Source organism: Streptomyces sp. SUK 48 (assembly GCF_009650765.1).
Taxonomy (GTDB): Bacteria; Actinomycetota; Actinomycetes; order Streptomycetales; family Streptomycetaceae; genus Streptomyces.
This window is the reverse complement of record NZ_CP045740.1, coordinates 5,149,520-5,170,234: the sequence shown is the minus strand read 5'-3', so window position 1 is coordinate 5,170,234 and position 20,715 is coordinate 5,149,520. Positions and strand designations below refer to the sequence as shown.

21 protein-coding genes, 1 tRNA gene, 1 pseudogene and 1 riboswitch are annotated in these 20,715 nt (G+C 71.7%); of the genes and pseudogenes, 12 read left to right on the top strand and 11 right to left on the bottom strand.

Annotated features, from left to right (window positions below; translation table 11 throughout):
* Positions 1 to 36: 36 nt before the first annotated feature.
* The gene (locus tag GHR20_RS22665; protein WP_194858962.1) at positions 37 to 1,356 is read right to left on the bottom strand and encodes a DUF445 domain-containing protein; all 1,320 of its coding nucleotides are present in this window, start codon (positions 1,354 to 1,356) and stop codon (positions 37 to 39) included.
* 289 nt (positions 1,357 to 1,645) lie between these two features.
* Here GHR20_RS22665 and GHR20_RS22660 point away from each other — a divergent pair, with 289 nt between their 5' ends.
* Positions 1,646 to 2,950 (top strand): SGNH/GDSL hydrolase family protein, encoded by a 1,305-nt coding sequence (locus tag GHR20_RS22660; RefSeq protein ID WP_243878391.1) that lies wholly within the window; start codon positions 1,646 to 1,648, stop codon positions 2,948 to 2,950.
* A 69-nt stretch (positions 2,951 to 3,019) separates the two neighbouring features.
* Positions 3,020 to 3,622, top strand: a complete 603-nt coding sequence (gene rdgB / locus GHR20_RS22655) for an RdgB/HAM1 family non-canonical purine NTP pyrophosphatase (RefSeq protein WP_148024663.1) — start codon at positions 3,020 to 3,022, stop codon at positions 3,620 to 3,622.
* 55 nt (positions 3,623 to 3,677) lie between these two features.
* On the opposite strand, the gene GHR20_RS22650 is transcribed toward rdgB, so the two are convergent.
* From GHR20_RS22650 to bcp, 4 genes are all read right to left on the bottom strand, one after another.
* A tRNA-Leu gene (locus tag GHR20_RS22650) sits at positions 3,678 to 3,750 on the bottom strand.
* A 25-nt stretch (positions 3,751 to 3,775) separates the two neighbouring features.
* Entirely contained in the window at positions 3,776 to 4,429 is a 654-nt protein-coding gene (locus GHR20_RS22645) for an HNH endonuclease signature motif containing protein (protein ID WP_243878111.1), read from the bottom strand.
* 8 nt (positions 4,430 to 4,437) lie between these two features.
* Positions 4,438 to 5,094 (bottom strand): HNH endonuclease, encoded by a 657-nt coding sequence (locus GHR20_RS22640; protein ID WP_153814204.1) that lies wholly within the window; start codon positions 5,092 to 5,094, stop codon positions 4,438 to 4,440.
* A 148-nt stretch (positions 5,095 to 5,242) separates the two neighbouring features.
* Entirely contained in the window at positions 5,243 to 5,710 is a 468-nt protein-coding gene (gene bcp, locus GHR20_RS22635; protein ID WP_111584414.1) for a thioredoxin-dependent thiol peroxidase, read from the bottom strand.
* Positions 5,711 to 5,812: 102 nt separating this feature from the next.
* On the opposite strand from bcp, the gene GHR20_RS22630 reads away from it, so the two are divergent.
* The 3 genes from GHR20_RS22630 (at position 5,813) to GHR20_RS22620 (ending at position 7,073) form a co-directional block, all read left to right on the top strand.
* On the top strand, positions 5,813 to 6,139 hold the full coding sequence (locus GHR20_RS22630) for a DUF3618 domain-containing protein (RefSeq protein WP_148024660.1): 327 nt from the start codon (positions 5,813 to 5,815) through the stop codon (positions 6,137 to 6,139).
* A 73-nt stretch (positions 6,140 to 6,212) separates the two neighbouring features.
* Entirely contained in the window at positions 6,213 to 6,572 is a 360-nt protein-coding gene (locus GHR20_RS22625) for a co-chaperone GroES (RefSeq protein WP_037651486.1), read from the top strand.
* A gap of 79 nt (positions 6,573 to 6,651) precedes the next feature.
* A riboswitch (guanidine-III (ykkC-III) riboswitch) is annotated at positions 6,652 to 6,720 on the top strand.
* 35 nt (positions 6,721 to 6,755) lie between these two features.
* Positions 6,756 to 7,073: a multidrug efflux SMR transporter gene (locus GHR20_RS22620; RefSeq protein ID WP_111584412.1), complete on the top strand. Its 318-nt coding sequence runs from the start codon at positions 6,756 to 6,758 to the stop codon at positions 7,071 to 7,073.
* A gap of 8 nt (positions 7,074 to 7,081) precedes the next feature.
* Here the strand turns inward: GHR20_RS22620 and GHR20_RS22615 are convergent, their stop codons facing one another.
* On the bottom strand, positions 7,082 to 9,922 hold the full coding sequence (locus GHR20_RS22615) for a transglycosylase domain-containing protein (RefSeq protein ID WP_153816097.1): 2,841 nt from the start codon (positions 9,920 to 9,922) through the stop codon (positions 7,082 to 7,084).
* Positions 9,923 to 10,779: 857 nt separating this feature from the next.
* Here GHR20_RS22615 and GHR20_RS22610 point away from each other — a divergent pair.
* From GHR20_RS22610 to GHR20_RS22595, 4 genes and pseudogenes are all read left to right on the top strand, one after another.
* A pseudogene (locus tag GHR20_RS22610) lies at positions 10,780 to 11,579 on the top strand (ABC-2 family transporter protein).
* A 49-nt stretch (positions 11,580 to 11,628) separates the two neighbouring features.
* Complete coding sequence (locus GHR20_RS22605; RefSeq protein WP_111584571.1) at positions 11,629 to 12,393, top strand: ABC transporter permease; 765 nt, start codon at positions 11,629 to 11,631, stop codon at positions 12,391 to 12,393.
* 6 nt (positions 12,394 to 12,399) lie between these two features.
* Positions 12,400 to 13,362 carry an ATP-binding cassette domain-containing protein gene (locus tag GHR20_RS22600; protein WP_153814203.1) on the top strand — a complete coding sequence of 321 codons (963 nt, stop codon included), beginning with the start codon at positions 12,400 to 12,402 and terminating at the stop codon, positions 13,360 to 13,362.
* A gap of 9 nt (positions 13,363 to 13,371) precedes the next feature.
* Positions 13,372 to 14,031, top strand: coding sequence for a DUF1707 domain-containing protein (locus GHR20_RS22595; RefSeq protein ID WP_153814202.1), 660 nt, complete (start codon positions 13,372 to 13,374; stop codon positions 14,029 to 14,031).
* A gap of 33 nt (positions 14,032 to 14,064) precedes the next feature.
* Here the strand turns inward: GHR20_RS22595 and GHR20_RS22590 are convergent, their stop codons facing one another.
* From GHR20_RS22590 to GHR20_RS22580, 3 genes are all read right to left on the bottom strand, one after another.
* Positions 14,065 to 14,451 carry a hypothetical protein gene (locus tag GHR20_RS22590; protein WP_153814201.1) on the bottom strand — a complete coding sequence of 129 codons (387 nt, stop codon included), beginning with the start codon at positions 14,449 to 14,451 and terminating at the stop codon, positions 14,065 to 14,067.
* A 73-nt stretch (positions 14,452 to 14,524) separates the two neighbouring features.
* Complete coding sequence (rph, locus tag GHR20_RS22585) at positions 14,525 to 15,262, bottom strand: ribonuclease PH (RefSeq protein WP_148024656.1); 738 nt, start codon at positions 15,260 to 15,262, stop codon at positions 14,525 to 14,527.
* Positions 15,263 to 15,370: 108 nt separating this feature from the next.
* A complete protein-coding gene (locus GHR20_RS22580; RefSeq protein ID WP_111584405.1) occupies positions 15,371 to 15,604 on the bottom strand; it encodes a PTS glucose/sucrose transporter subunit IIB in 234 nt (77 codons plus the stop codon).
* A gap of 197 nt (positions 15,605 to 15,801) precedes the next feature.
* Here GHR20_RS22580 and GHR20_RS22575 point away from each other — a divergent pair, with 197 nt between their 5' ends.
* Both GHR20_RS22575 and GHR20_RS22570 read left to right on the top strand, forming a co-directional pair.
* A complete protein-coding gene (locus GHR20_RS22575; protein WP_153814200.1) occupies positions 15,802 to 17,094 on the top strand; it encodes a PTS transporter subunit EIIC in 1,293 nt (430 codons plus the stop codon).
* Positions 17,095 to 17,282: 188 nt separating this feature from the next.
* Positions 17,283 to 18,548 (top strand): PTS transporter subunit EIIC, encoded by a 1,266-nt coding sequence (locus GHR20_RS22570; RefSeq protein ID WP_153814199.1) that lies wholly within the window; start codon positions 17,283 to 17,285, stop codon positions 18,546 to 18,548.
* A gap of 71 nt (positions 18,549 to 18,619) precedes the next feature.
* Here GHR20_RS22570 and GHR20_RS22565 read toward each other — a convergent pair whose 3' ends face one another.
* On the bottom strand, positions 18,620 to 19,372 hold the full coding sequence (locus GHR20_RS22565; protein ID WP_153814198.1) for an MBL fold metallo-hydrolase: 753 nt from the start codon (positions 19,370 to 19,372) through the stop codon (positions 18,620 to 18,622).
* Positions 19,373 to 19,619: 247 nt separating this feature from the next.
* Between GHR20_RS22565 and GHR20_RS22560 the strand changes: the two genes are divergently transcribed.
* Complete coding sequence (locus tag GHR20_RS22560; RefSeq protein WP_111584401.1) at positions 19,620 to 20,093, top strand: type II toxin-antitoxin system PemK/MazF family toxin; 474 nt, start codon at positions 19,620 to 19,622, stop codon at positions 20,091 to 20,093.
* A 52-nt stretch (positions 20,094 to 20,145) separates the two neighbouring features.
* Here the strand turns inward: GHR20_RS22560 and GHR20_RS22555 are convergent, their stop codons facing one another.
* Positions 20,146 to 20,580: a hypothetical protein gene (locus tag GHR20_RS22555; protein ID WP_153814197.1), complete on the bottom strand. Its 435-nt coding sequence runs from the start codon at positions 20,578 to 20,580 to the stop codon at positions 20,146 to 20,148.
* Between the last annotated feature and the right edge of the window lie 135 nt (positions 20,581 to 20,715).

Sequence of the window (20,715 nt, the reverse complement as noted above, 5' to 3'; positions counted from 1 at the left end):
CTCACGCCGCCGTTCCAGGCGCCGGATGACCCGCCGTCAGCCACCCACCGCCCGCGACACCGTGAAGATCAGCAGCCCCGCCAGTGATCCCACCACCGTGCCATTGATCCGGATGAACTGCAGATCGCGCCCGATGTGCGCCTCGATCTTCCGCGTCGTGTGCTCGGCGTCCCAGCCCGCCACCGTGTCCGTGATCAACGAGGTGATCTCCGCCCGGTACGTGGTCACGACATGCACCACCGCACCCTCCAGCCAGCTGTCCACCTTCTCCTGCATCTTCGGCTCGCTCGCCATCCGCGCGCCCAGCGACAGCAGCGCCGACCGCAGCCGCGTCCGCAGCTCACTGCGCTCGTCCTCCGCCGCCGCCACGATCATCGACCGCACGGCCGTCCAGGCCGACGCGATCAGATCCTGCACCTCACCCCGCCCCAGCACCTCACCCTTCAGCCGCTCCACCCGCGCCCGGGTCTCGGTGTCCGACTGGAGATCGGAAGCGAAATCGGTCAGAAAACGGTCCAGAGCACCACGCGCCGGATGAGACGGCATGTCCCGCATCTCCGCGCAGAACCGCAGCAGTTCCTTGTAGACCCGCTCACCGACCTTCCGGTCCACGAACCGCGGCGTCCAGCCCGGCGCCCCGCCCTGCACCGCCCCCATCACATTGTCGCCGTGCAGCACCAGCCAGTCATGGGCCCGCGAGACCACCAGATCCACGGCCCGCTTGTGACCACCGTCCGCGACCACCCTCTCCAGCAACTTGCCCAGCCCCGGCGCGATCTCCCGGGCCCCGGCCCGCCGGGTGATCGCCTCCCCCACCACCGCCTGCACATCCGAGTCCCGCAACACCGTGAGCGCACCCCGCAACGCGGTCGCCAGCTCCGCCGTCACCCGGTCCGCGTGCTCCGGCTCCGCCAGCCAGGCACCCAGCCGCGCACCGACACCGACGGCCCGCAACCGCTGCCGTACGACGTCCTGGGACAGGAAGTTCTCCCCCACGAACTCGCCCAGCGAGACACCCAGCTGGTCCTTCTTCGTCGGAATGATCGCGGTGTGCGGAATCGGCAACCCCAAGGGATGCCGGAACAGCGCGGTCACCGCGAACCAGTCCGCCAGCGCGCCCACCATGCCCGCCTCCGCCGCCGCCGAGACATAGTCGGCCCACGCCCCCGCGCCCGCGTGCCCGGCCAGCTTGGCCAGGACATAGACCACGGCCACGAACAGCAGCAGCCCCGTCGCGGTCAGCTTCATCCGCCGCACCCCGCGCCGACGCTCCTCGTCGGCCGGCGTGAAGGCCGTCATCGTCCGGTACGACGACGACACGGCCGGTCCGGCAGTTCCGGTCTCGGTACGTTCCATCAGCTCCACCCGTTCGGTGATCCCGCGCACAATTGTCCCCTCCTGACCGACTCCCGGAACGGAACAGGAGTTCCCGGCGTCTGTTCAGGCGGGGACTTGGGCCCGGGGTCCCGACGGTGCGACCCGGCCCATGAAGCATCATGGACCCATCAAGACCGGAGCCCGGAGGTCCCTCCCCGAGGAGACCCGGGACTCCCCTCCCGAGGAGAACGGCACGAGCGTGACCACGCGCCCCGACGGAGCCCCCGAGGCTCCCCGCGCACAGCACCGCACCAAGTACCTCGCCCTGATCGGCGCACTCGTCGCACTGGTGGTGGCCGTCAGCGCCGGCATCTACGCCACCGCGGCGGCCGGCGACCACACCGCCGGCACCACCGCCGCAGGCGACCGCCCGCACCACGGGTCCGCCGCACCCGTCTCCACCGGCACCTGGGTCGGCTCCTGGGCGAGCGCACCCGTCGGCGGCGAACCGGGCACCGAGACGGCCGGCCTCGCCGGCCACTCCGTGCGCAACATCGTCCACGCGGACGCCGGAGGCACCAGCGCCCGGATCACGCTGTCCAACCTCTACGGCCAGACACCGCTGGACATCACCCACGCCACCCTCGCACTGTCCGCGGGCGACGCCACCGCCGCGGCCGACGCGGACACCATGCGGCGGCTCACCTTCGGGGGCGCCACCTCCGTCGTCATACCCGCCGGCGAACAGGTCGTCAGCGACGCCGTGCGCCTGCTCATACCCCACGACACCGACGTCCTCGTCACCACGTACTCCCCCACCCCCTCCGGCCCGGTCACCTTCCACCCGCACGCGCAGCAGACCTCGTACGTCGCCACCGGGGACCGCACCGAGGACTCCACCGGCACCCCCTACACCCAACGCACCCCGTACTGGCGGTACCTGACCGCGCTGGACGTGCTCAGCAACGAGGCCGACGGCACCGTCGTCGTCTTCGGCGACTCCATCACCGACGGCATCACCTCCACCGTCGGCGCCAACCGCCGCTGGCCCGACGTCCTCGGCCACCGGCTGCGCTCCGCCCTCGCGGACGGCCGGCGACTGCCGCGCTACAGCGTCGTCAACGAGGGCATCAGCAGCAACCAGGTCCTCGCCGACGGGCTCGGCCGCCCCGCGGAGAACCAGAGCGGACTGAACCGCTTCGGGCGCGACGCGCTCTCCCGCACCGACGTCAAGGTCGTCGTCATCGACCTCGGCATCAACGACATCCTGCGCAACCCCCGCCTCGACGGCCCCGACCACATCCTCACCGGACTGCGCACCCTGGTCCGCGAGGCCCACGCGCGCGGCCTGAAGGTCGTCGGGGCGACCCTGATGCCGTTCCAGGGCCACCGGGGCTGGACCCCCGCCCGGGAAGCCGTACGGCAGCAGATCAACGCGCAGATCCGCGCGGGCCGGGTGTACGACGCCGTCGCCGACTTCGACAAGGCGCTCCGCGACCCCTACGACCCCCGCCGCCTGCGCCCCGACTACGACTCGGGCGACCATCTGCACCCCAGCGACCTCGGCTTCGCCACGATGGCCCAGGTGTTCGACCTGCGGACGCTGAAGGGCGGCGGGCAGACGGAGCTGTGAGGCGGCGCCGGTACCGACCGGCCGAGGGCCCGCACCGGCACCCGCCGACGGCGAGGAATACTGTGCGGCATGACCCGCCTGATCCTCGCCACCCGTAACGCCGGAAAGATCACCGAGCTGAGGGCCATCCTGGCCGACGCCGGGCTCCCCCACGAGCTGGTCGGCGCCGACGCCTACCCCGAGATCCCCGACGTCAAGGAGACCGGCGTCACCTTCGCCGAGAACGCCCTGCTCAAGGCACACGCCCTGGCACAGGCCACCGGGCTGCCCGCGGTCGCCGACGACTCCGGCCTGTGCGTGGACGTCATGAACGGCGCCCCCGGCATCTTCTCCGCCCGCTGGGCCGGCCGGCACGGCGACGACCAGGCCAACCTCGACCTGCTCCTCGCCCAGATCGGCGACATCGCCGAGGAACACCGCGCGGCCCACTTCGCCTGCGCCGCCGCCCTGGCCCTGCCGGACGGCACGGAACGCGTGGTCGAGGGCCAGCTCCGCGGCACCCTGCGGCACGCGCCCGCCGGCACGAACGGCTTCGGCTACGACCCGATCCTCCAGCCCGACGGCGACACCCGCACCTGCGCCGAACTGACCGCCGACGAGAAGAACGCCATCAGCCACCGCGGCAAGGCGTTCCGGGCGCTGGTGCCGGTGGTGCGGGAGTTGCTCGGCTGAATCGACGGAGCGGCCCCGCACCTTGGAAACGAAGGTGCGGGGCCGCTTCTGCGGGTGCGCCCGGTCGGATTCGAACCGACAAACACGACCACCTAAAGATCGCCGCTCGGCCGTTGGCGTACGGGCGCGTGGACCGCGCCCCACTCTACTGTGCTACGCCGTTCGGCGTCCGCCCCCTCTGCACCAGGTGCTGGTCGCTGCGTGGCAGTTGGGGCACAGCAGCCGCAGGTTCTCCCGCCGGTCGTCGGACCAGTCTCCGTCGATGTGGTCGACCTCCAGCGTCAGGGGATCTCCGAGCCATTCGGAACCGATGCCGCACTCGGTGCACCGCTCCGGTACGCCCACCTCACGCAGCGCGCGACGCAGCAGGCGGGTGCGCGTCCGGCGCCGGCCGTCGTGCTTGACCAGGATCTCCTCGGGACGCTTCGCCCGCGCTGTGCCGGTCCTGCCTCTGTGGTGTGCCTGTCCCAGGAAGTGCGCGGTGGAGACGCCCGCTTCGGCGATCCACCGCCGCAGCAGCGCGCGCTGTACGCCGGTGTCCGGGCGCTGAAGGCGGCGCAGCGTCCCGGCGATGGAGATCGACTCGGCCACCGCCGCGTGCAGTTCCCGGGCCGCAGGGCGGCCCTTGCGCCGGTTCAGGAGGCCCCGGTCGTCGAAGTGCGAGATGTCGATGCCGAAGTGGGCGAATCGCCGGGCGAGGTGGCGGCGCACATTGACGTACGGCCGGGTGCCGAAGAAGGCGATCACCTCGTCCAGGCTCGCGCACTGTGCGGCGGCCTCGGCCAGTCGCTCTCGCGTGTACCGCACGCCGCCGCTCACGGGGCTGTGGGCCGCGTGTGCCGCCCCTTGCCCCGGCCCCGGTAATTGTCCGTGACCGAATGGCAGTTGGGGCAGAGGAACCGGAGGTTCTCGATGCGGTTGTTCCGCCAGTCGCCGTCGATGTGGTCGACCTCCAGCGGCAGCGGCCGGCCCCGCCAGACCGGGTCCGTGCCACAGCGGGCGCAGCGTTCCGGCACGCCCAGGGTCTTCATCGCGCGCTTGAGCCGGTCCCCCGGGACGCGTCGGGCCCGGCCGGCGGGCTGCTCGGCGAGCAGGGCCTGCGGCGTGCGGGCGGGCGACGCCCTCCGTCGCTGCGCCGGCATCCGGAAGTGCGTGGTGTCGATCCCGTACGCCTTGATCCTGCGGCTGATGTGCGTGTGATGGCCGCCGACGACCTCCAGACCGAGATGGCGCAGTACCTCGCACATGTTCGTGGAGGCGGCCACGGCTTCCTCGAGCAGTTCCTTCGTCCACTTCGCCCCCTCCCGCTCGAAGTGGGAGACGTCCACGCCGAGTTTCTTCATCCGTCCCAGGAGGTACCGCCTCGTCGAACTCCTCGGATCCACCCCCAGCCTCTCCAGCGCCTCCGACAGCGTCCGTGCGCCGCCGGCCGCCTCCCGCAGCCGCTCCCTGGTGTACGCGCTGGCCCCCATCGAGTCCCCCTCCGGTACGGGCAGGTGTTCGCCGTTCGCATGGATCAACGAACCGGCTGGCGGACGGTCACGGGGGACAGGAAAGCGGCCCGCGCCAGGAGGAGCTGGTGCGGGCCGCCGTCGGAGAGGGGGGGTGGAACGGATCGGGTCAGATGCCCAGGTCCTTGATGATCTTGGCTACGTGGCCGGTCGCGCGGACGTTGTAGAAGGCGTGGGAGATCGTGCCGTCCTCGTCGACGACGAACGTGGAGCGGATGATGCCCAGGTAGGTCTTGCCGTAGTTCTTCTTCTCGCCGAAGGCGGCGTAGGACTCGGCGGTCTTCTTGTCGGGGTCGGCGACGAGGGTGACCTTGAGGGACTCCTTGTCGCGGAACTTGGCCAGCTTCTCCGGGGTGTCCGGGGAGATGCCGATGACGTCGTAGCCGGCGCCGGCCAGCAGGTCGAGGTTGTCGGTGAAGTCGCATGCCTGCTTGGTGCATCCCGGGGTAAGCGCCGCGGGGTAGAAGTACACGATGACCTTGCGGCCCTGGTGGCCCGCGAGGGAGACCTCGTTACCGTCGGCGTCCGGGAGGGTGAAGGCGGGGGCCACGTCCCCCGGCTGGAGTCGCTCGCTCATCGGACCAGCGTAACCGGGGCCCCTTGCGGTGCGGCGCGGGCCGGAGCTGACAGACTGTCCGGAACAGGACAGCAGATTTCGGCAGACTTCGGAGGCCGTACGGTGGCGGACACGGCGGACACCAGAACCCCGGCGCAGATCGAGGCGGACATCAGGCGCCGCCGCGAAGTGCTGGCCGAGACGCTCGACGAGATCGGGGTGCGGGTGCACCCGAAGACGATCGTCGGGGATGCGAAGGCCAAGGCCGCGGCCAATATCGACCACACGGTGGGGCGTGCGTATGTGCAGGTCAACCGGGTGGTGAGCGAGGTCAGGGCGCAGTTCACGGACGAGTACGGGCGGCTGCGCGCGGAGCGGGTCGTGCCGGCCGCGCTCGTGGTCGCCGGGGTGGTGGGCCTGGTCGCCCTGTCCCGGCGGCGCGGGCGCTGACCCGGCGGGTGCCGGGTACGTGCGGCGGCCACCCAGGGGCCACGGGCGGGTGGAAGACAGGTAGGTTCGAGGCGTGAGCGCCAAGAGACACGAGCAGAGCACCCCGCAGCACGACAAGCTGCCCATCCGGATGCTGCACGACCGGGTGCTGGTCAAGCAGGAGACCGGTGAGGGCGAGCGGCGGTCGGGGGGCGGCATCCTGATTCCCGCCACCGCGGCGGTCGGACGCCGGCTGGCCTGGGCCGAGGTGGTCGCGGTCGGTCAGAACGTACGGACCGTGGAGCCCGGGGACCGCGTCCTGTTCGATCCGGAGGACCGGGCCGAGGTCGAGGTGCGGGGTGTGGCGTACGTGCTCATGCGCGAGCGCGATCTGCACGCCGTGGCCGCGGACCGGTTCGAGGGCTCGGAGGATTCGACCGGGCTCTATCTGTGAGGCCGTAGCGGCCCCGTAAGCAAGGCCCATGCGCGAGGAGGGGGGCTGGTGACCATGGTCACCAGCCCCCCTCCTCGTGGTTTTGCTAGGTTCGAGAGCGAGCCCGACGAGACGCGCCGTACCGGGATGCAGGCAAAGACGACGCACCGCAAGAGAAACGTCGTACGTCTCGGAGGTGCCGTCGTGGCCTGGTTTTTGCTGGTCGTGGCCGGTCTGCTGGAAGTGGGCTGGTCGATCGGGATGAAGTACAGCGAGGGTTTCACCCGGCCGGTGCCCAGTGTGCTCACCGGTGCCGGGATCGTCGCCAGCATGGTGCTGCTGTCGTACGCGGCCCGGTCCCTGCCGATCGGTACCGCCTACGGGGTGTGGGTCGGTATCGGCGCGGCCGGGGCGGCGGTGCTCGGCATGGTGGTGCTCGGTGAGCCGGTCACCGCCGCCCGGATCTTCTTCGTGTGTCTGCTGCTGGTCGCCGTGGTGGGGCTGAAGGCGACCAGCGGCTGACGTGCGGCTCAGGTGCCGGGGCCGCCGGGGCCGGTCCCGGTGATGGTGCCGGTGCCGCCGCCCGCGGCGGCACCGCCGCCGCCGTCCGCCGGTGTTCCGCCGCCACCGCCCTGGCCGCCGGCCGCTCCGGCTCCGCCGTTGGGGTCGCCGCCCGCGGCGCCCGCGGTGGACGGGTCGGTGCCGCCGGCCGCGGCGCCACCCGCGGCGGCGCCGCCGTCGGTCTCACCGCCGGTCGCCGCACCGCCGTCGGTCGGGGTGCCGGTGGCGTTGCCGTCGGTGGGGGTGTCGCTCGGGGTGCCGCCGGGCTCGGTGGTGCCACCGGTGGCGCCGCCGTCCGTGCCGGCGGAGGCGCTGGGGTCGCCGGGGCCGGGCGGCTGCGGCTGGTCCGCGCCCTCCTGGAGCTGGAGGTCGAAGGACGAGGCCGGGGTGTTCTTCAGGGCGTCGTGCGTGTACTGGGCCCAGATCTGGGTGGGCGGGCCGCCACCGTTCATCCGGGCCTGGCCGAGCGCGCCGTACAGCGGCATGTGCTTGGCCGTCACCGGGTCCTGGCCCATCACGGAGACCACCGTGGCGAGGTCGGGGGTGTAGCCGGCGAACCAGGCGGCGGTGTCGTTCTCGGCGGTGCCGGTCTTGCCGGCCGCCGCGCGGCCCGCGGCCTGCGCCGCGGTGGCGGTGCCGCCCTGGACCACGCTCTTCAGCATGGCGGTGGTGGTGTCGGCGGCGGCGCGGCTGACGGCCTGCTCGACGTTGCTGTCGGGCAGCTTGATCTCGTCGGTGCCGTTGCGGGTGATCTTCTTGACCATGGTGTACGTGCCGTGCTTGCCGTGGTTGGCGAGCGTGGCGTAGCCCTCGGCCATGTCCAGGACGCTGGCGGTGGCGGGGCCGAGCGCGATGGACGGGTAGGGCTGGAGGTCCGGGGTGTCGGCGGGGATGCCCAGGTCGATGGCGGTCTGCTTGACCTTGCTCGGGCCGACGTCGACGGCCATCTGCGCGTACACCGCGTTCACCGACAGGTCGGTGGCCTTGGTGACGGTGATCTGGCCGTACGACTTCTGGTCCTCGTTCTGCGGGGCGTACGCGCCGCCGCTCCAGCCCTGTACGGGGCGCTCGCTGGTGCCGTCGTACTGGGTGTTCGGGGTGATGCGGCGGCCGTCCTGGGTGGTGGACCCGTTCTGCACCGCGGAGGTGAAGACGAACGGCTTGAAGGTGGAGCCGACCTGGAAGTCACCGCGGGTCGCGCCGTTGGTGTACTGCTTCACGTAGTCGATGCCGCCGTACATCGCGACGACCTGGCCGGTCTTCGGGTCGACGGAGGCGCCGCCCGCGCGGACGTAGCTGTCGGTCTTGTTGTTCTTCTTGTCCAGCTTGGAGACCAGCTGGTCGTTCACGGCCTTGACGAAGGCGTTCTGCTTGCTCTTCTGGATGGTGGTCGTGATGCGGTAGCCGCCGGCCTCGAGCTGGTCGGAGTCGAGGATGTGGTGGGCGATCAGGTAGTGCTTGACGGCGTCCACGAGGTAGCCGCGCTGGCCGGACATGCCGGTGGAGAGCGTCTGCTCCTTCGGCATCGGGAACTTCATCCCGGTGCGCTCGGACTGGCTGAGCCAGCCCTGCTTGACCATGCCGTCCAGGACGTAGTTCCAGCGGGCCACGGCCGCGGACTTGTTCTCCGGGTGGGCGACGACGTCGTACTCGCTGGGCGCGTTGACGAGCGCGGCGAGGTAGGCGGCGCGGGCCGGGTCGAGGTCCTTGGCGTCGCGGCCGTAGTACGCCTGGGCGGCGGCCTGGATGCCGTAGGCGTTGCGGCCGAAGTAGCTGGTGTTGAGGTAGCCCTCGAGGATCTCGTCCTTGGACTTGTTCCGGTCGAGCTTGATCGAGATGAAGAACTCCTTGGCCTTACGGGTGACCGTCTGTTCCTGGGCCAGGTAGTAGTTCTTCACGTACTGCTGGGTGATGGTGGAGCCGGACTGCTTGCCCTTGCCGGTCGCGGTGTTCCAGGCGGCGCGGAGCATGGCCTTGGGGTCGATGGCGGACTCGGTGTAGAAGTCGCGGTCCTCGGCGGCCAGTACGGCGTGCTGGGCGTTCTTGGAGATCTCGCCGAGGGTGACCTTCTCCCGGTTCACCTGGCTGTCGCGGGTGTCGCGGGCGATCTGGGAGCCGTCGGCGTAGAGGTAGACGTTCGCCTGCTTGGTGGCGAGGGCGTTGGCGGGCGGGATGTTGACGAGCGAGTAGCCCACGAGGAACAGCCCGATGACGGCGAGCACCAGGAAGACGAAGGTGCCGAGCACCGTCTTCCAGGTCGGCACGAGGCGCCGCCAGCCGGTGCGCTTGGGCTTCTTGGCCTTGGACTTGCCCTTGCCCTTGCCGTCGTCCGCGCCGTTGCCGGTGGGGGTGTCCGAGGCGGAGGGGGGCGTCGGGCCGTCGCCGGTTCCGGTACGGGGGCCGGAGGTGGCGCCGTTGGCGGTGGTCGCGGCACCGGGGGCGCCGGCGGCACCCGCCGCTTTCGCGGTGCCGGCCGCGCCGAGGGCTCCCGCGGCGGCCGCGGCCGCCGTGCCCGCGGCGCGGGGGCCGCCCGGCCGGGAGCCGGTCGTGTGGCCGGTGGGTCCGCTCGCGTTCGCTCCGGTGGCGGACGTGCCCGCCTTGGCGGGGCCGCCGGGTTCGCCCTTGCGCGGGGCGTTGACGCGGCGGAGCACCTGGGTGGTCTCGGGCGCCGGCGCGTCCTGGCCGGACTGGCCGGACCTGCCGGGCTGATCGGGCTTGCCGGGCTGGCCGGGCCGTCCGGGCTTGTCCGTCGGGCCGGAGCCCTTCGCGGAGTTCTGGGGCTCCCGGGGCGGCGTGATGCGGCGCAGCACCTGGGTGCTCTCGGCCGGCTGCTCGGGCGTCCGGGCGCCCGGGACCTGCGGCTTGCCGGTGCCGGTGGTCTTGCCGGGCTCGCCGCGCTCGGCGGTGTTCTTGCCCTCGGCGGCCGTGGCCGCGCCCTGGTCGGTACGGGCGTCCCGCGCCGCCTGCCGGGCACGGGCGATGGAGGCCGTACGGTCCTGGGGCGCGGGCACGGAACGGCGCGCCGTGTCGGCGGCCGCCGCTCCGGAGTCCCGGTTCGCCCCGCGGTCGCCCGCGGGCGTGCCCTCGGCCGCGCCCCGGGGCTTGTCCGCGCCCTGGGTCCTGCCCGTGCCGCGGTTCTCGTCGGCGTCCCGCGCCTTCCCGGCCGCGCCGGCGTCGCCGGAGTTCCCGGCCCGCGCGGCGCGCTCGCCGGATCCGGCCCGGTCGCCCCCCTCGGCGCGCCCCCCGGGCCGCGCAGACCCCTCGGGCTTCCCGGGCGTGTGCGCCGCCCCGGCCGTCTCCGGCTTCTCGTCCCTCCCCGATTCCTCGGTGTCCTTCACTCGGCCGGCCCCCTTGGACGGGGTGGCGGGAGATCCCGGCGCCGGGGTCCCGGGCCTCGCAGCCGGCAGCGGCTTATCCGGTGCCACGCCTTCGTTCGGCTGCTGCGGCTGTGGCTCGTCGCTCATGTCGTGCACGGACTCCTGTTTCGCGTCGTACGTTCCCGTACGCCTCGTACGCCTTCTGCGGCCCCCCGTTTGAAGACTCTCGCACCTGGCGTTCCGTTCCCGGATTCCGGCACGCTTCGGCCACAAAATGCGTGGCAGGCCGCCGGGCCTCCGGACTAGGCTCCTGCGCTTCGGTGTCGAGTGGTCCGAGGAGGTCGACTGACGTGGGCGCGGGACGGTTGTACGCGGCCGTCGCGTTAGGGGGATTCAGACGGTACGCGACGTATAAGGCCGCCACTGCGGCAGGGGTCTTCACCAACACGGTTTTCGGGCTCATTCTCGTCTACACCTACAAGGCACTATGGGACCTGAAACCGCATCTGGGGGATACGACCAGGCGCAGGCCGTCACCTATGTGTGGCTGGGTCAGGCGTTCCTGTCGACGCTCGCGATCAGCGGCGGGGGCGTCGAGGACGAGCTGATGGAACGCATCCGCACGGGGGATGTGGCGATCGACCTGTACCGGCCGGCCGACCTCCAGCTGTGGTGGCTCTCCGCCGATCTGGGCCGGGCGTTCTTCCAGCTGCTGGGGCGGGGGGTGGTGCCGTTCGTCTTCGGCGCGCTGGTCTTTCCGGCGTACCTGCCGGCGGACCCGGGCACCTGGGCGGCGTTCGGGCTGGCCGTGCTGCTGGCGATGCTGGTCGGCTTCGGCATCCGCTATCTGGTGGCGCTGAGCGCGTTCTGGCTGCTGGACGGCACCGGGGTGAGCCAGATGACGTGGCTGCTCGGCTACTTCTGCTCGGGGATGCTGCTGCCGCTGAACGTGTTCCCGGGGGCGCTCGGCACCGTCGTACGCGCTCTGCCCTGGTCCTCGCTCCTCCAGGCGCCGGCGGACATCCTGCTCGGGCACGGAGATCCGCTGCGCACGTATCTGTTCCAGGGGGCGTGGGCCGTGGTGCTGCTGGGCGGCGGGCGGCTGCTCCAGTCGGTGGCGACGCGGCGGGTGGTGGTGCAGGGTGGCTGAGCGCGGGCGGCTCGTGGCGGGGGCGCGGGCGTACGGGCTGATCGCGGGGATGTGGATCCGGTCGACGATGGCGTACCGGGCGTCGTTCGCCATGACCACGTTCGGGAGTTTCGCGGCGACCTTCTTCGACTTCGTCGCGATCATGCTGATGTTCTCGCGGGTGCGTGCCCTCGGCGGCTGGTCGCTGCCCGAAGTGGCGTTCCTGTACGGCCTGTCGGCGGTCTCCTTCGGTCTCGCGGACCTGGTGATCGGCTCGATGGACCGGCTGGGCCGGCGGCTGCGGGACGGCACGCTGGACGCGCTGCTGGTGCGGCCGGCGCCGATACTGGCGCAGGTGGCGGCGGACCGGTTCGCGCTGCGCCGCCTCGGCCGGGTCACCCAGGGTTCGCTGGTGCTGGGCTGGGCGCTGACCCGGCTGGACGTGGACTGGAGCGTGGGCCGACTGCTGCTGATGCCGGTGGCGCTGCTGGCGGGCTGCGGGATCTTCTGCGCGGTGTTCGTGGCGGGGGCGGCCTTCCAGTTCGTGGCGCAGGACGCGGCCGAGGTGCAGAACGCGTTCACGTACGGCGGTACGACGCTGCTCCAGTACCCGCCGACGGTGTTCGGGAAGGAGCTGGTGCGCGGGGTGACGTTCGTGCTGCCGCTGGCCTTCGTCAACTGGCTGCCCGCGAGCTACATCCTCGGGCGGCCGTATCCGCTGGATCTGCCGGGCTGGGTGGCCTGGACGACGCCGCTGGTGGCGGCGGGCTGCTGCGCGCTGGCCGGGCTGGCCTGGCGGGCGGGACTACGTTCGTACCGGAGCACAGGGAGTTAGGGCGTCATGGACGACTTCATCGCGCTGGAGAAGGTGGAGAAGGTCTTCTCGGTGCGCCGCAAGAGCGGGTTCCTCAAGCGGGAGCGGCACGAGGTGCGGGCGGTGGACTCGCTGTCGTTCACCGTGGCGCGCGGGGAGATGGTGGGCTACATCGGGCCGAACGGCGCCGGGAAGTCCACCACGATCAAGATGCTGACCGGGATTCTGACGCCGAGCGGTGGCCGGCTGCGGGTCGCGGGCATCGACCCCGCGCGGGAGCGGGCGCGCCTCGCGCATCGCATCGGGGTGGTGTTCGGGCAGCGCACCACGTTGTGGTGGGACCTGCCGCTGATCGACTCGTACCGGCTGGCGCACCGTATGTACCGCATCCCGGACGCCCGTTACCGGGAGAACCTGAACCGGCTGGTCGAACTCCTGGAGCTGCGGACGCTGTTGGACACTCCGGTGCGTCAGCTGTCGCTGGGGCAGCGGATGCGCGGGGACATCGCGGCGGCGCTGCTGCACGACCCGGAGGTGCTGTACCTGGACGAGCCGACGATCGGCCTGGACGTCGTCTCCAAGGCCAAGGTGCGGGGGTTCCTGCGGGAGTTGAACGCCGCGAGCGGTACGACCGTGCTGCTGACCACCCATGACCTCCAGGACATCGAGCAGTTGTGCTCCCGGGTGATGGTGATCGACCACGGCCGGCTGATGTACGACGGTCCGCTCACGGGGCTCCACGAGGCCGGGGAGAGCGAGCGGACGCTGGTGGTGGACCTGGAGCGGGAGCTGCCGCCGGTTCAGGTGCCGGCGGCGCGGGTGGTGCGGGTGGAGGGGCCCCGGCAGTGGCTGGCGTTCCCGGCGGGGCAGTCGGCGGCGCCGCTGGTCGCGCAGCTCGCGGCGAGGTATCCGCTGGTGGACCTGTCGGTGCGGGAACCGGACATCGAGGCCGTCATCGCGAAGATGTACGCGGAGAAGGCGGTCTCGTAGGCTGCTGCCATGACCGACGACGCACGTCCCGAACTCCGCGCCTCCGACTTTGACCGGGAACGGGTCGCCGAGGTGCTGCGTGACGCCCTCGCCGAAGGGCGCCTGGACATGGGCGAGTTCGAGGAGCGGCTGGAGGCGACGTACGCGGCGCGTACGTACGGCGAGCTGGTCCCGATCACCCGTGATCTGCCGGCCGGCTCGGCCCCGGCGCCGGTCTCGTTCGGCAAGGCGCCGGTCCGGGACGACAGCTGGTCCTCCCGCATCGTCGGTGGCGAGGGCTCGTCCTCGGGCGGCATCGCCATCCTGTCCGGCTTCGAGCGCAAGGGCCGCTGGACCGTGCCCAGGCGTTTCAAGTGCTTCGCGTTCCTGGGCGGCGCCGACCTCGACCTGCGGGACGCGAACTTCGCCGACCGCGAGGTGGAGATCAATGTCGTGGCCGTCCTGGGCGGCGCCCAGATCACCGTGCCGCCGGGTGTCGAGGTCGTCGTCCGCGGTCTGGGCATCATGGGCGCGTTCGAGCATCCGCGGGACGAGGGCCTGTCCGAGCCGGGTGCCCCGCGGGTGGTCATCGGGGGCTTCGCGTTCTGGGGCGGGGTGGGGGTGGAGCGCAAGGCGAGCAAGCGGGCGCTGAAGCGCGCCGAGAAGGAGCGCGGGGAGCTGCGCGAGTAGCCACGGGGGGACCCGCGCCCGACTCCTTCGCGCCTACTTCGCGCACCCCTTCGTCAGCTCCCCCGCCGCGTCCGTCACGGGTCCGACATCCGGTGTCCGGTCCCCGTTTCGCAGGGCCGTACGGACCCGGCCCACGGCCTTGTCCAGATCGTCCACGGCCTTGTCGACGTCGGTGTCGTCCGTCTTGTCGCCGATCTTCCGCACGTTCCGCTCGATCGCGTCGAGCGCGGCGTCGGCCCGCCCGGGGTCGTGCGCGGCGTTCTCCACCGCCTGCTGGAGATCGGTGACGCCGTCGGCGATGGTGTCGGCGGTGTGCACGCAGTCCATCGCCCGGTGCGTGGCGCCGCAGCCGCCGACGAGGGCCGCGGTGAGCGCGGCGGTCGCCAGGACGGCGGCGAGACGGCCTCGGCTGGCGGCCATGATGATGGTTCCCTCCCCGGATTCCCGCTACTGCGTAGAGGTAGGACGCGGGGAGGGGCCGCCAGGTTGCCCGTCAGGGGGCGAGTGTGGCCTCCAGGGCCGCCCGCTGGTGCGCGGCCAGCGTGTCGCAGCCGCCGACCGCGAGGTCGAGCAGCGCGTTCAGCTCGTCGCGGGCGAACGGCTCCGCCTCCGCGGTGCCCTGGACCTCGACGAAGCGGCCGTCGCCGGTGCAGACGACGTTCATGTCGGTCTCGGCGCGCACGTCCTCCTCGTAGCAGAGGTCGAGGAGGGGGACGCCGCCGACGATGCCGACGGAGACGGCGCTCACCGTGCCGGTCAGCGGCTGCCGGCCGGCCTTGATCAGCTTCTTGCCCTGTGCCCAGGTGATGGCGTCGGCGAGGGCGACGTACGCGCCGGTGATGGCCGCCGTGCGGGTGCCGCCGTCGGCCTGGAGGACGTCGCAGTCGAGGACGATGGTGTTCTCGCCGAGCGCCTTGTAGTCGATGACGGCGCGCAGCGAGCGGCCGATGAGGCGGGAGATCTCGTGGGTACGGCCGCCGATGCGGCCCTTGACCGACTCGCGGTCGCCGCGGGTGTTGGTGGCGCGGGGCAGCATGGAGTACTCCGCGGTGACCCAGCCCTCGCCGCTGCCCTTGCGCCAGCGCGGGACGCCCTCGGTGACGGAGGCGGTGCAGAAGACCTTGGTGTCACCGAAGGAGACGAGGACGGAGCCCTCGGCGTGCTTGCTCCATCCGCGTTCGATGGTGACCGGGCGGAGCTGATCGGGGGTACGGCCGTCGATGCGAGACATGGCATGGAGCCTAGCCGTAGATACGGAAGGGGCTCCTCCCGCGTCGGGAAGAGCCCCTTGCCGGTGAAGTCACCGGCGGCCCGGCGGGACCCGTGCGGGTCCCGGGGCTCACATCATGTCTTCGATCTCCGCGGCGATCGGGTCGGCGTCGGTGCCGATGACGACCTGGATGGCGGTGCCCATCCTGACGACACCGTGGGCGCCGGCGGCCTTCAGGGCGGCGTCGTTCACGAGCGAGGGGTCGGACACCTCGGTGCGCAGGCGGGTGATGCAGCCCTCGATCTCCTCGATGTTGTCGATCCCGCCGAGGCCGGCGACGATCTTCTCAGCCTTGCTGGCCATGTTGCTTCTCCCCTGATCCGAACCGCTTTGTCGCAGTAACCCACAGTTGGCCCATCTTCGCGAGCGGTCATGCCGTCCGTGCCGAAGGATGGCGTTCACGACAGCGGAACCGTCCGGGCAACTGGTCTACACCAGCGGAGGGACGGTCGCCAAACCGCGCCCGAGCCGAGGGGCCGCCGAGTGGCCGGAGGACGCCCATGAGCGAGGGGAGCGCGCCGGGGAACGTGGCGCGGGAGCGCTGGGGCCGGCTGTTCCAGGGCCTGCAGAAGATGGGGCGCAGCCTTCAGCTGCCGATCGCGGTGCTGCCGGCGGCGGGGCTGCTGATCGGGCTCGGGCAGCAGGGTGTGGTGGGCGCGGACGGGCTGGGCTGGACGACGGTCGCGAAGGTGATGCGGGGTGCGGGCGGGGCGCTGCTGGACGGTTCGCTGGGGCTGCCGCTGCTGTTCTGTGTCGGCGTGGCGATCGGGATGGCGAGGAAGGCGGACGGTTCCACGGCGCTCGCGGCCATCGCGGGCTTCCTCGTCTACTACGGGGTGCTGCACCAGTTCCCGCAGGACTGCCCGGGCGGTTCGACGGTGCTGCCGGGGGTGGGCTGCCGGGCCGGGGACGGGACGGTTGCGGCGTTCACCTTCCAGAACCCGGGGGTCTTCGGCGGGATCGTGCTGGGTCTGCTGGCCGCGTTCCTGTGGGCGCGGTTCCACCGGACGCGGCTGGTGGACTGGCTGGGCTTCTTCAACGGGCGCCGTCTGGTGCCGATCCTGATGGCGTTCGCGGCCATCCTGTTCGCGGCGCTGTGTCTGTGGGTGTGGCCGCCGGTCGGGGCGGGGCTGGAGAGCTTCGGCCGCTGGCTGCACGCGGCGGGGGCGTGGGGCGCCGGGCTGTTCGGGGTCACCAACCGGGCGCTGCTGGTGGTGGGCCTGCACCAGTTCCTGAACGTGCCGCTCTGGTTCCAGTTCGGCAGTTACACCCAGCCGGACGGGACGGTGGTGCACGGTGACATCAGCATGTTCCTGGCGGGCGATCCGCACGCGGGGCAGTTCACCTCGGGCTTCTTCCCGATCATGATGTTCGCGCTGCCGGCGGCGGCGCTGGCCATCACGCACTGCGCCAAGCCGCACCGCCGCAAGGAGGTCGGCGGCCTGATGCTGTCGGTGGCGCTGACGTCGTTCGTCACCGGGATCACCGAGCCGATCGAGTACTCGTTCATGTTCATCGCGCCGGTCCTGTACGCGGTCCACGCGGTGCTGACCGGGGTGTCGATGGCGCTGACGTGGGCGCTCGGGGTGCACGACGGCTTCAGCTTCTCGGCGGGGCTGATCGACTACGTCATCAACTGGCATCTGGCGACCAAGCCGTGGCTGATCATCCCGATCGGCCTGTGCTTCGCGGTGGTCTACTACGCCGTCTTCCGCTTCGCCATCACCCGGTTCGACCTCAAGACCCCGGGCCGCGAGCCCGAGGCGGAGGTCGAGGACGTGACCGGACTCTGACCTCCGCGGCCCGCCCCCGCGGCCGCCCTGGCCTGCACGGCGCGTAGCGTTCCGGTCGCGGAATTCGTGGTTCCTTACGGCGCCTTCATCGTGCTACAACAGGTCTACACCAGTAAGTGGTGTAGACCAGAGACGCTGCCGTCCCCTTCCATGGTTCCCGGGCGGCGCCTTGCCTACTGGAGGAACACGTGACCACGGCGACCACCGCTCCGGCGGCCGAGAAGAAGAAGGGCGCCGGCGTGATGGCCGTGCTGCAGCGCATCGGCCGCAGCCTGATGCTGCCGGTGGCGGTACTGCCGGCCGCCGCCCTCCTGGTCCGCCTCGGCAACACCGACATGCTGGGCCGCCCGGACTTCCCGGCGTTCCTGACGAAGATCGCGTCCTTCATGGCGGCGGGCGGCAACGCCATTCTCGACAACATGCCGCTGCTGTTCGCGGTCGGCATCGCCATCGGCTTCGCGAAGAAGTCGGACGGCTCGACGGGGCTCGCCGCGGTCGTCGGCTACCTGGTCTTCAAGAACGTGCTGGGCACGTTCACCGACAAGAGCCTGCCGAAGGTGGCCACCGCCGTCGACGGCAAGGTCGTCATGGTGGACGCCGCGGCGGACGCCAAGGTCCTCGGCGGCGTGGTGATGGGCCTCGTCGTCGCCCTCATATACCAGCGGTTCTACCGCACCAAGCTGCCCGACTGGGCGGGCTTCTTCGGTGGCCGCCGGCTCGTCCCGATCCTCTCGGCCTTCGCCGGTCTGGTGCTCGGGGTCGTCTTCGGCTACATCTGGCCGGTCCTCGGCACGGGCCTGCACAACTTCGGCGAGTGGCTGGTCGGATCGGGCGCGATCGGCGCCGGCATCTTCGGTGTCGCCAACCGCGCGCTGCTCCCGATCGGCATGCACCACCTGCTGAACTCCTTCCCCTGGCTCCAGGCCGGCGAGTACCACGGCAAGAGCGGCGACATCGCCCGCTTCCTGGCCGGCGACCCGACCGCGGGCCAGTTCATGACCGGCTTCTTCCCGATCATGATGTTCGGCCTGCCGGCCGCCTGCCTCGCCATCGTGCACTGCGCCCGCCCCGAGCGCCGCAAGGTCGTCGGCGGCATGATGCTCTCGCTCGCGCTGACGTCCTTCGTCACCGGTGTCACCGAGCCCATCGAGTTCACGTTCATGTTCATCGCGCCGGCCCTGTACGCGATCCACGCGGTACTCACCGGTGTCGCGCTGGCGCTGACCTGGGCACTGGGCATGAAGGACGGCTTCGGCTTCTCCGCCGGCGCGATCGACTTCCTGCTGAACCTGGGCATCGCCAGCAACCCCTGGGGTCTTGCCCTGGTCGGCCTGTGCTTCGGCGCCGTGTACTACGTCGTCTTCCGCTTCGCCATCACCAGGTTCAACCTGCCCACCCCGGGCCGCGAGTCCGACGAGGAACTCGCCGAACTCCGGAAGGCCGAGGCCAAGTAGCACCCGCGCAGGCCGAGGGCCCCGGAACCAGCAGGGTTCCGGGGCCCTCGGCCTGTCGTGCGTACCGTCCCTCAGATCTCGTACACCGCGCCCCGGGCCGCCAGTTCCACCGGACCCGCGAAGGCCGCGCGGGCGTCGCGGAGGTTGACCTCCGGGTCGGTCCAGGGGGCGATGTGGGTCAGGACCAGGCGGCGGGCGGCGGCGCGGGTGGCGGTCTCGCCGGCCTCGCGGCCGTTGAGGTGGAGGTCGGGGATGTCCTCCTTGCCGTACGTGAACGCGGCCTCGCACAGGAACAGGTCGGTGTCCCGGGCCAGCTCGTCCAGTACGGGGGTGACCCCGGTGTCCCCGGAGTAGGTGAGGGACCTGCCCGCGTGCTCGATCCGGATGCCGAACGCCTCCACGGGATGGCGGACCCGGTCGGTGTGCACCGTGAAGGGGCCGATCTCGAACGTGGCCGGCTTGACGGTGCGGAAGTCGAAGACCTCGCTCATCGAGGAGGCGGAAGGCGTGTCGCCGTGCGCCGTGGTCAGACGGTGCTCGGTGCGCTCGGGGCCGTAGACCGGCAGCGCCGCGCAGCGCCCGCCGTCATGGCGGTAGTAGCGCGCGACGAAATACCCGAGCATGTCGATGCAGTGATCGGCGTGCAGATGGCTGAGGAAGATCGCGTCGAGGTCGTAGAGACCGCAGTGGCGCTGCAACTCGCCCAGGGCGCCGTTGCCCATGTCGAGAAGCAGCCGGAAGCCGTCGGCCTCGACGAGGTAGCTCGAGCAGGCCGATTCCGCGGACGGGAACGACCCCGAGCAGCCGACGACGGTGAGCTTCATGAAGCAGAAACCTCCGTAGGCGAAGACAGGTGGGCCGAGGGTCCTCACGGAGCCGAGGAACCTCGAAAAGGGCTGACGGGGGTCGTGCGGTCCGTCGAGCGTACGGCGCCCGGGCGCGGGTCGCTCCTCTGCCAGGGGCCGTTGTGGGCGAACTCACCTGTGCTGTCACCGGTTCGGCTGGTGCCCGGGGCGCACGGGATTCGCACAAGGGCGCGCGCCCCGCGCCGCGCGCCGGTAACGTCGTCGTATGGACACGTCCTGGTGGCTGGCGCTCGCCGCGGTGGTGCTGCTCGCGCTGGTGGCCACGGTCATCGACGGCTGGGGCCGCGGGCGCCGGCCCGCCGGGCGGCGGTCGCGGCCGCCGGGCCGCGCGGGCACCCGGGAGCGGCACGCGGCGCCGCCGCGCGGCGGGCGCCCGTCGCCGGGTGACATCTGGTGGGCGAACGTGCCCTACGAGGACCGCGCCGAGGTCAAGGACCGGCCCTGTCTGGTGCTGGCCGTGCGCGGTGACCGGGCCACGGTCGCGAAGATCACCACCAAGTACCACGACGAGCGCGCCGGGGTGATCCCGCTGCCGCCCGGCGCGGTGGGCGACGCGCAGGGCCGCCCGAGCTTCCTCCAGACCGACGAGCTGCGCGAGGTGCCGGTCGGCGACTTCCGCCGCCGGGTGGGGGTGGTCGACCCGGTCCTGTGGGACCAGGTGCGCCACCTCGCCCGGTAGAACCGGTCGTACCGGCAGAGCCGGCAGAGCCGGCAGAGCCGGAAGAAGAGGGTCAGCCGCTCTTCACCGTCACGGTGACCGTCCACTCCTGGATGCCCTTGCAGGACATCTGGCCGGGAGCGGTCGCGCACATCGGGCGGGAGGACGTCAGCTTCCCGGTGCCCGACGCGCTCGCGTGGTAGGCGGCCTCGGCACCGCCCGGCCGGACGACGAGGCCGGAGTTGATCGCCTTGAGGGCGCCGCCGGTGACGGTGACCGGCTTCCAGGGGCGTTCCTTCGTGCCGCCGAGGCTGAGCCGTACCTCTCCGCCCTTGGCCACGCAGACGGTACGACCGCTGTCGGCCGCCGTCAGGCGCACCGCGTTCCGGCACACCGGGCCGCCGGGGGCCGGGGAGACCTTGCCGCTGCCGGTGGAGCTGGTGTGGGTGCCGCAGCCCGCGAGGAGCAGGGGGGTGGCCGCGAGGGCGAGAAGTGTCGTACGGCGCATGGGGGGACCGCCTTTCTGCGGGGCCGCCGGTTGGCCCGCCTGGTACGGATGGGACGTACCGCGGCCCCGATCGGATCCCGCCGGCTGGCAAAGGACCGGCCAACGAACGGCGGGCAAAGGACCGGCCAACGAACG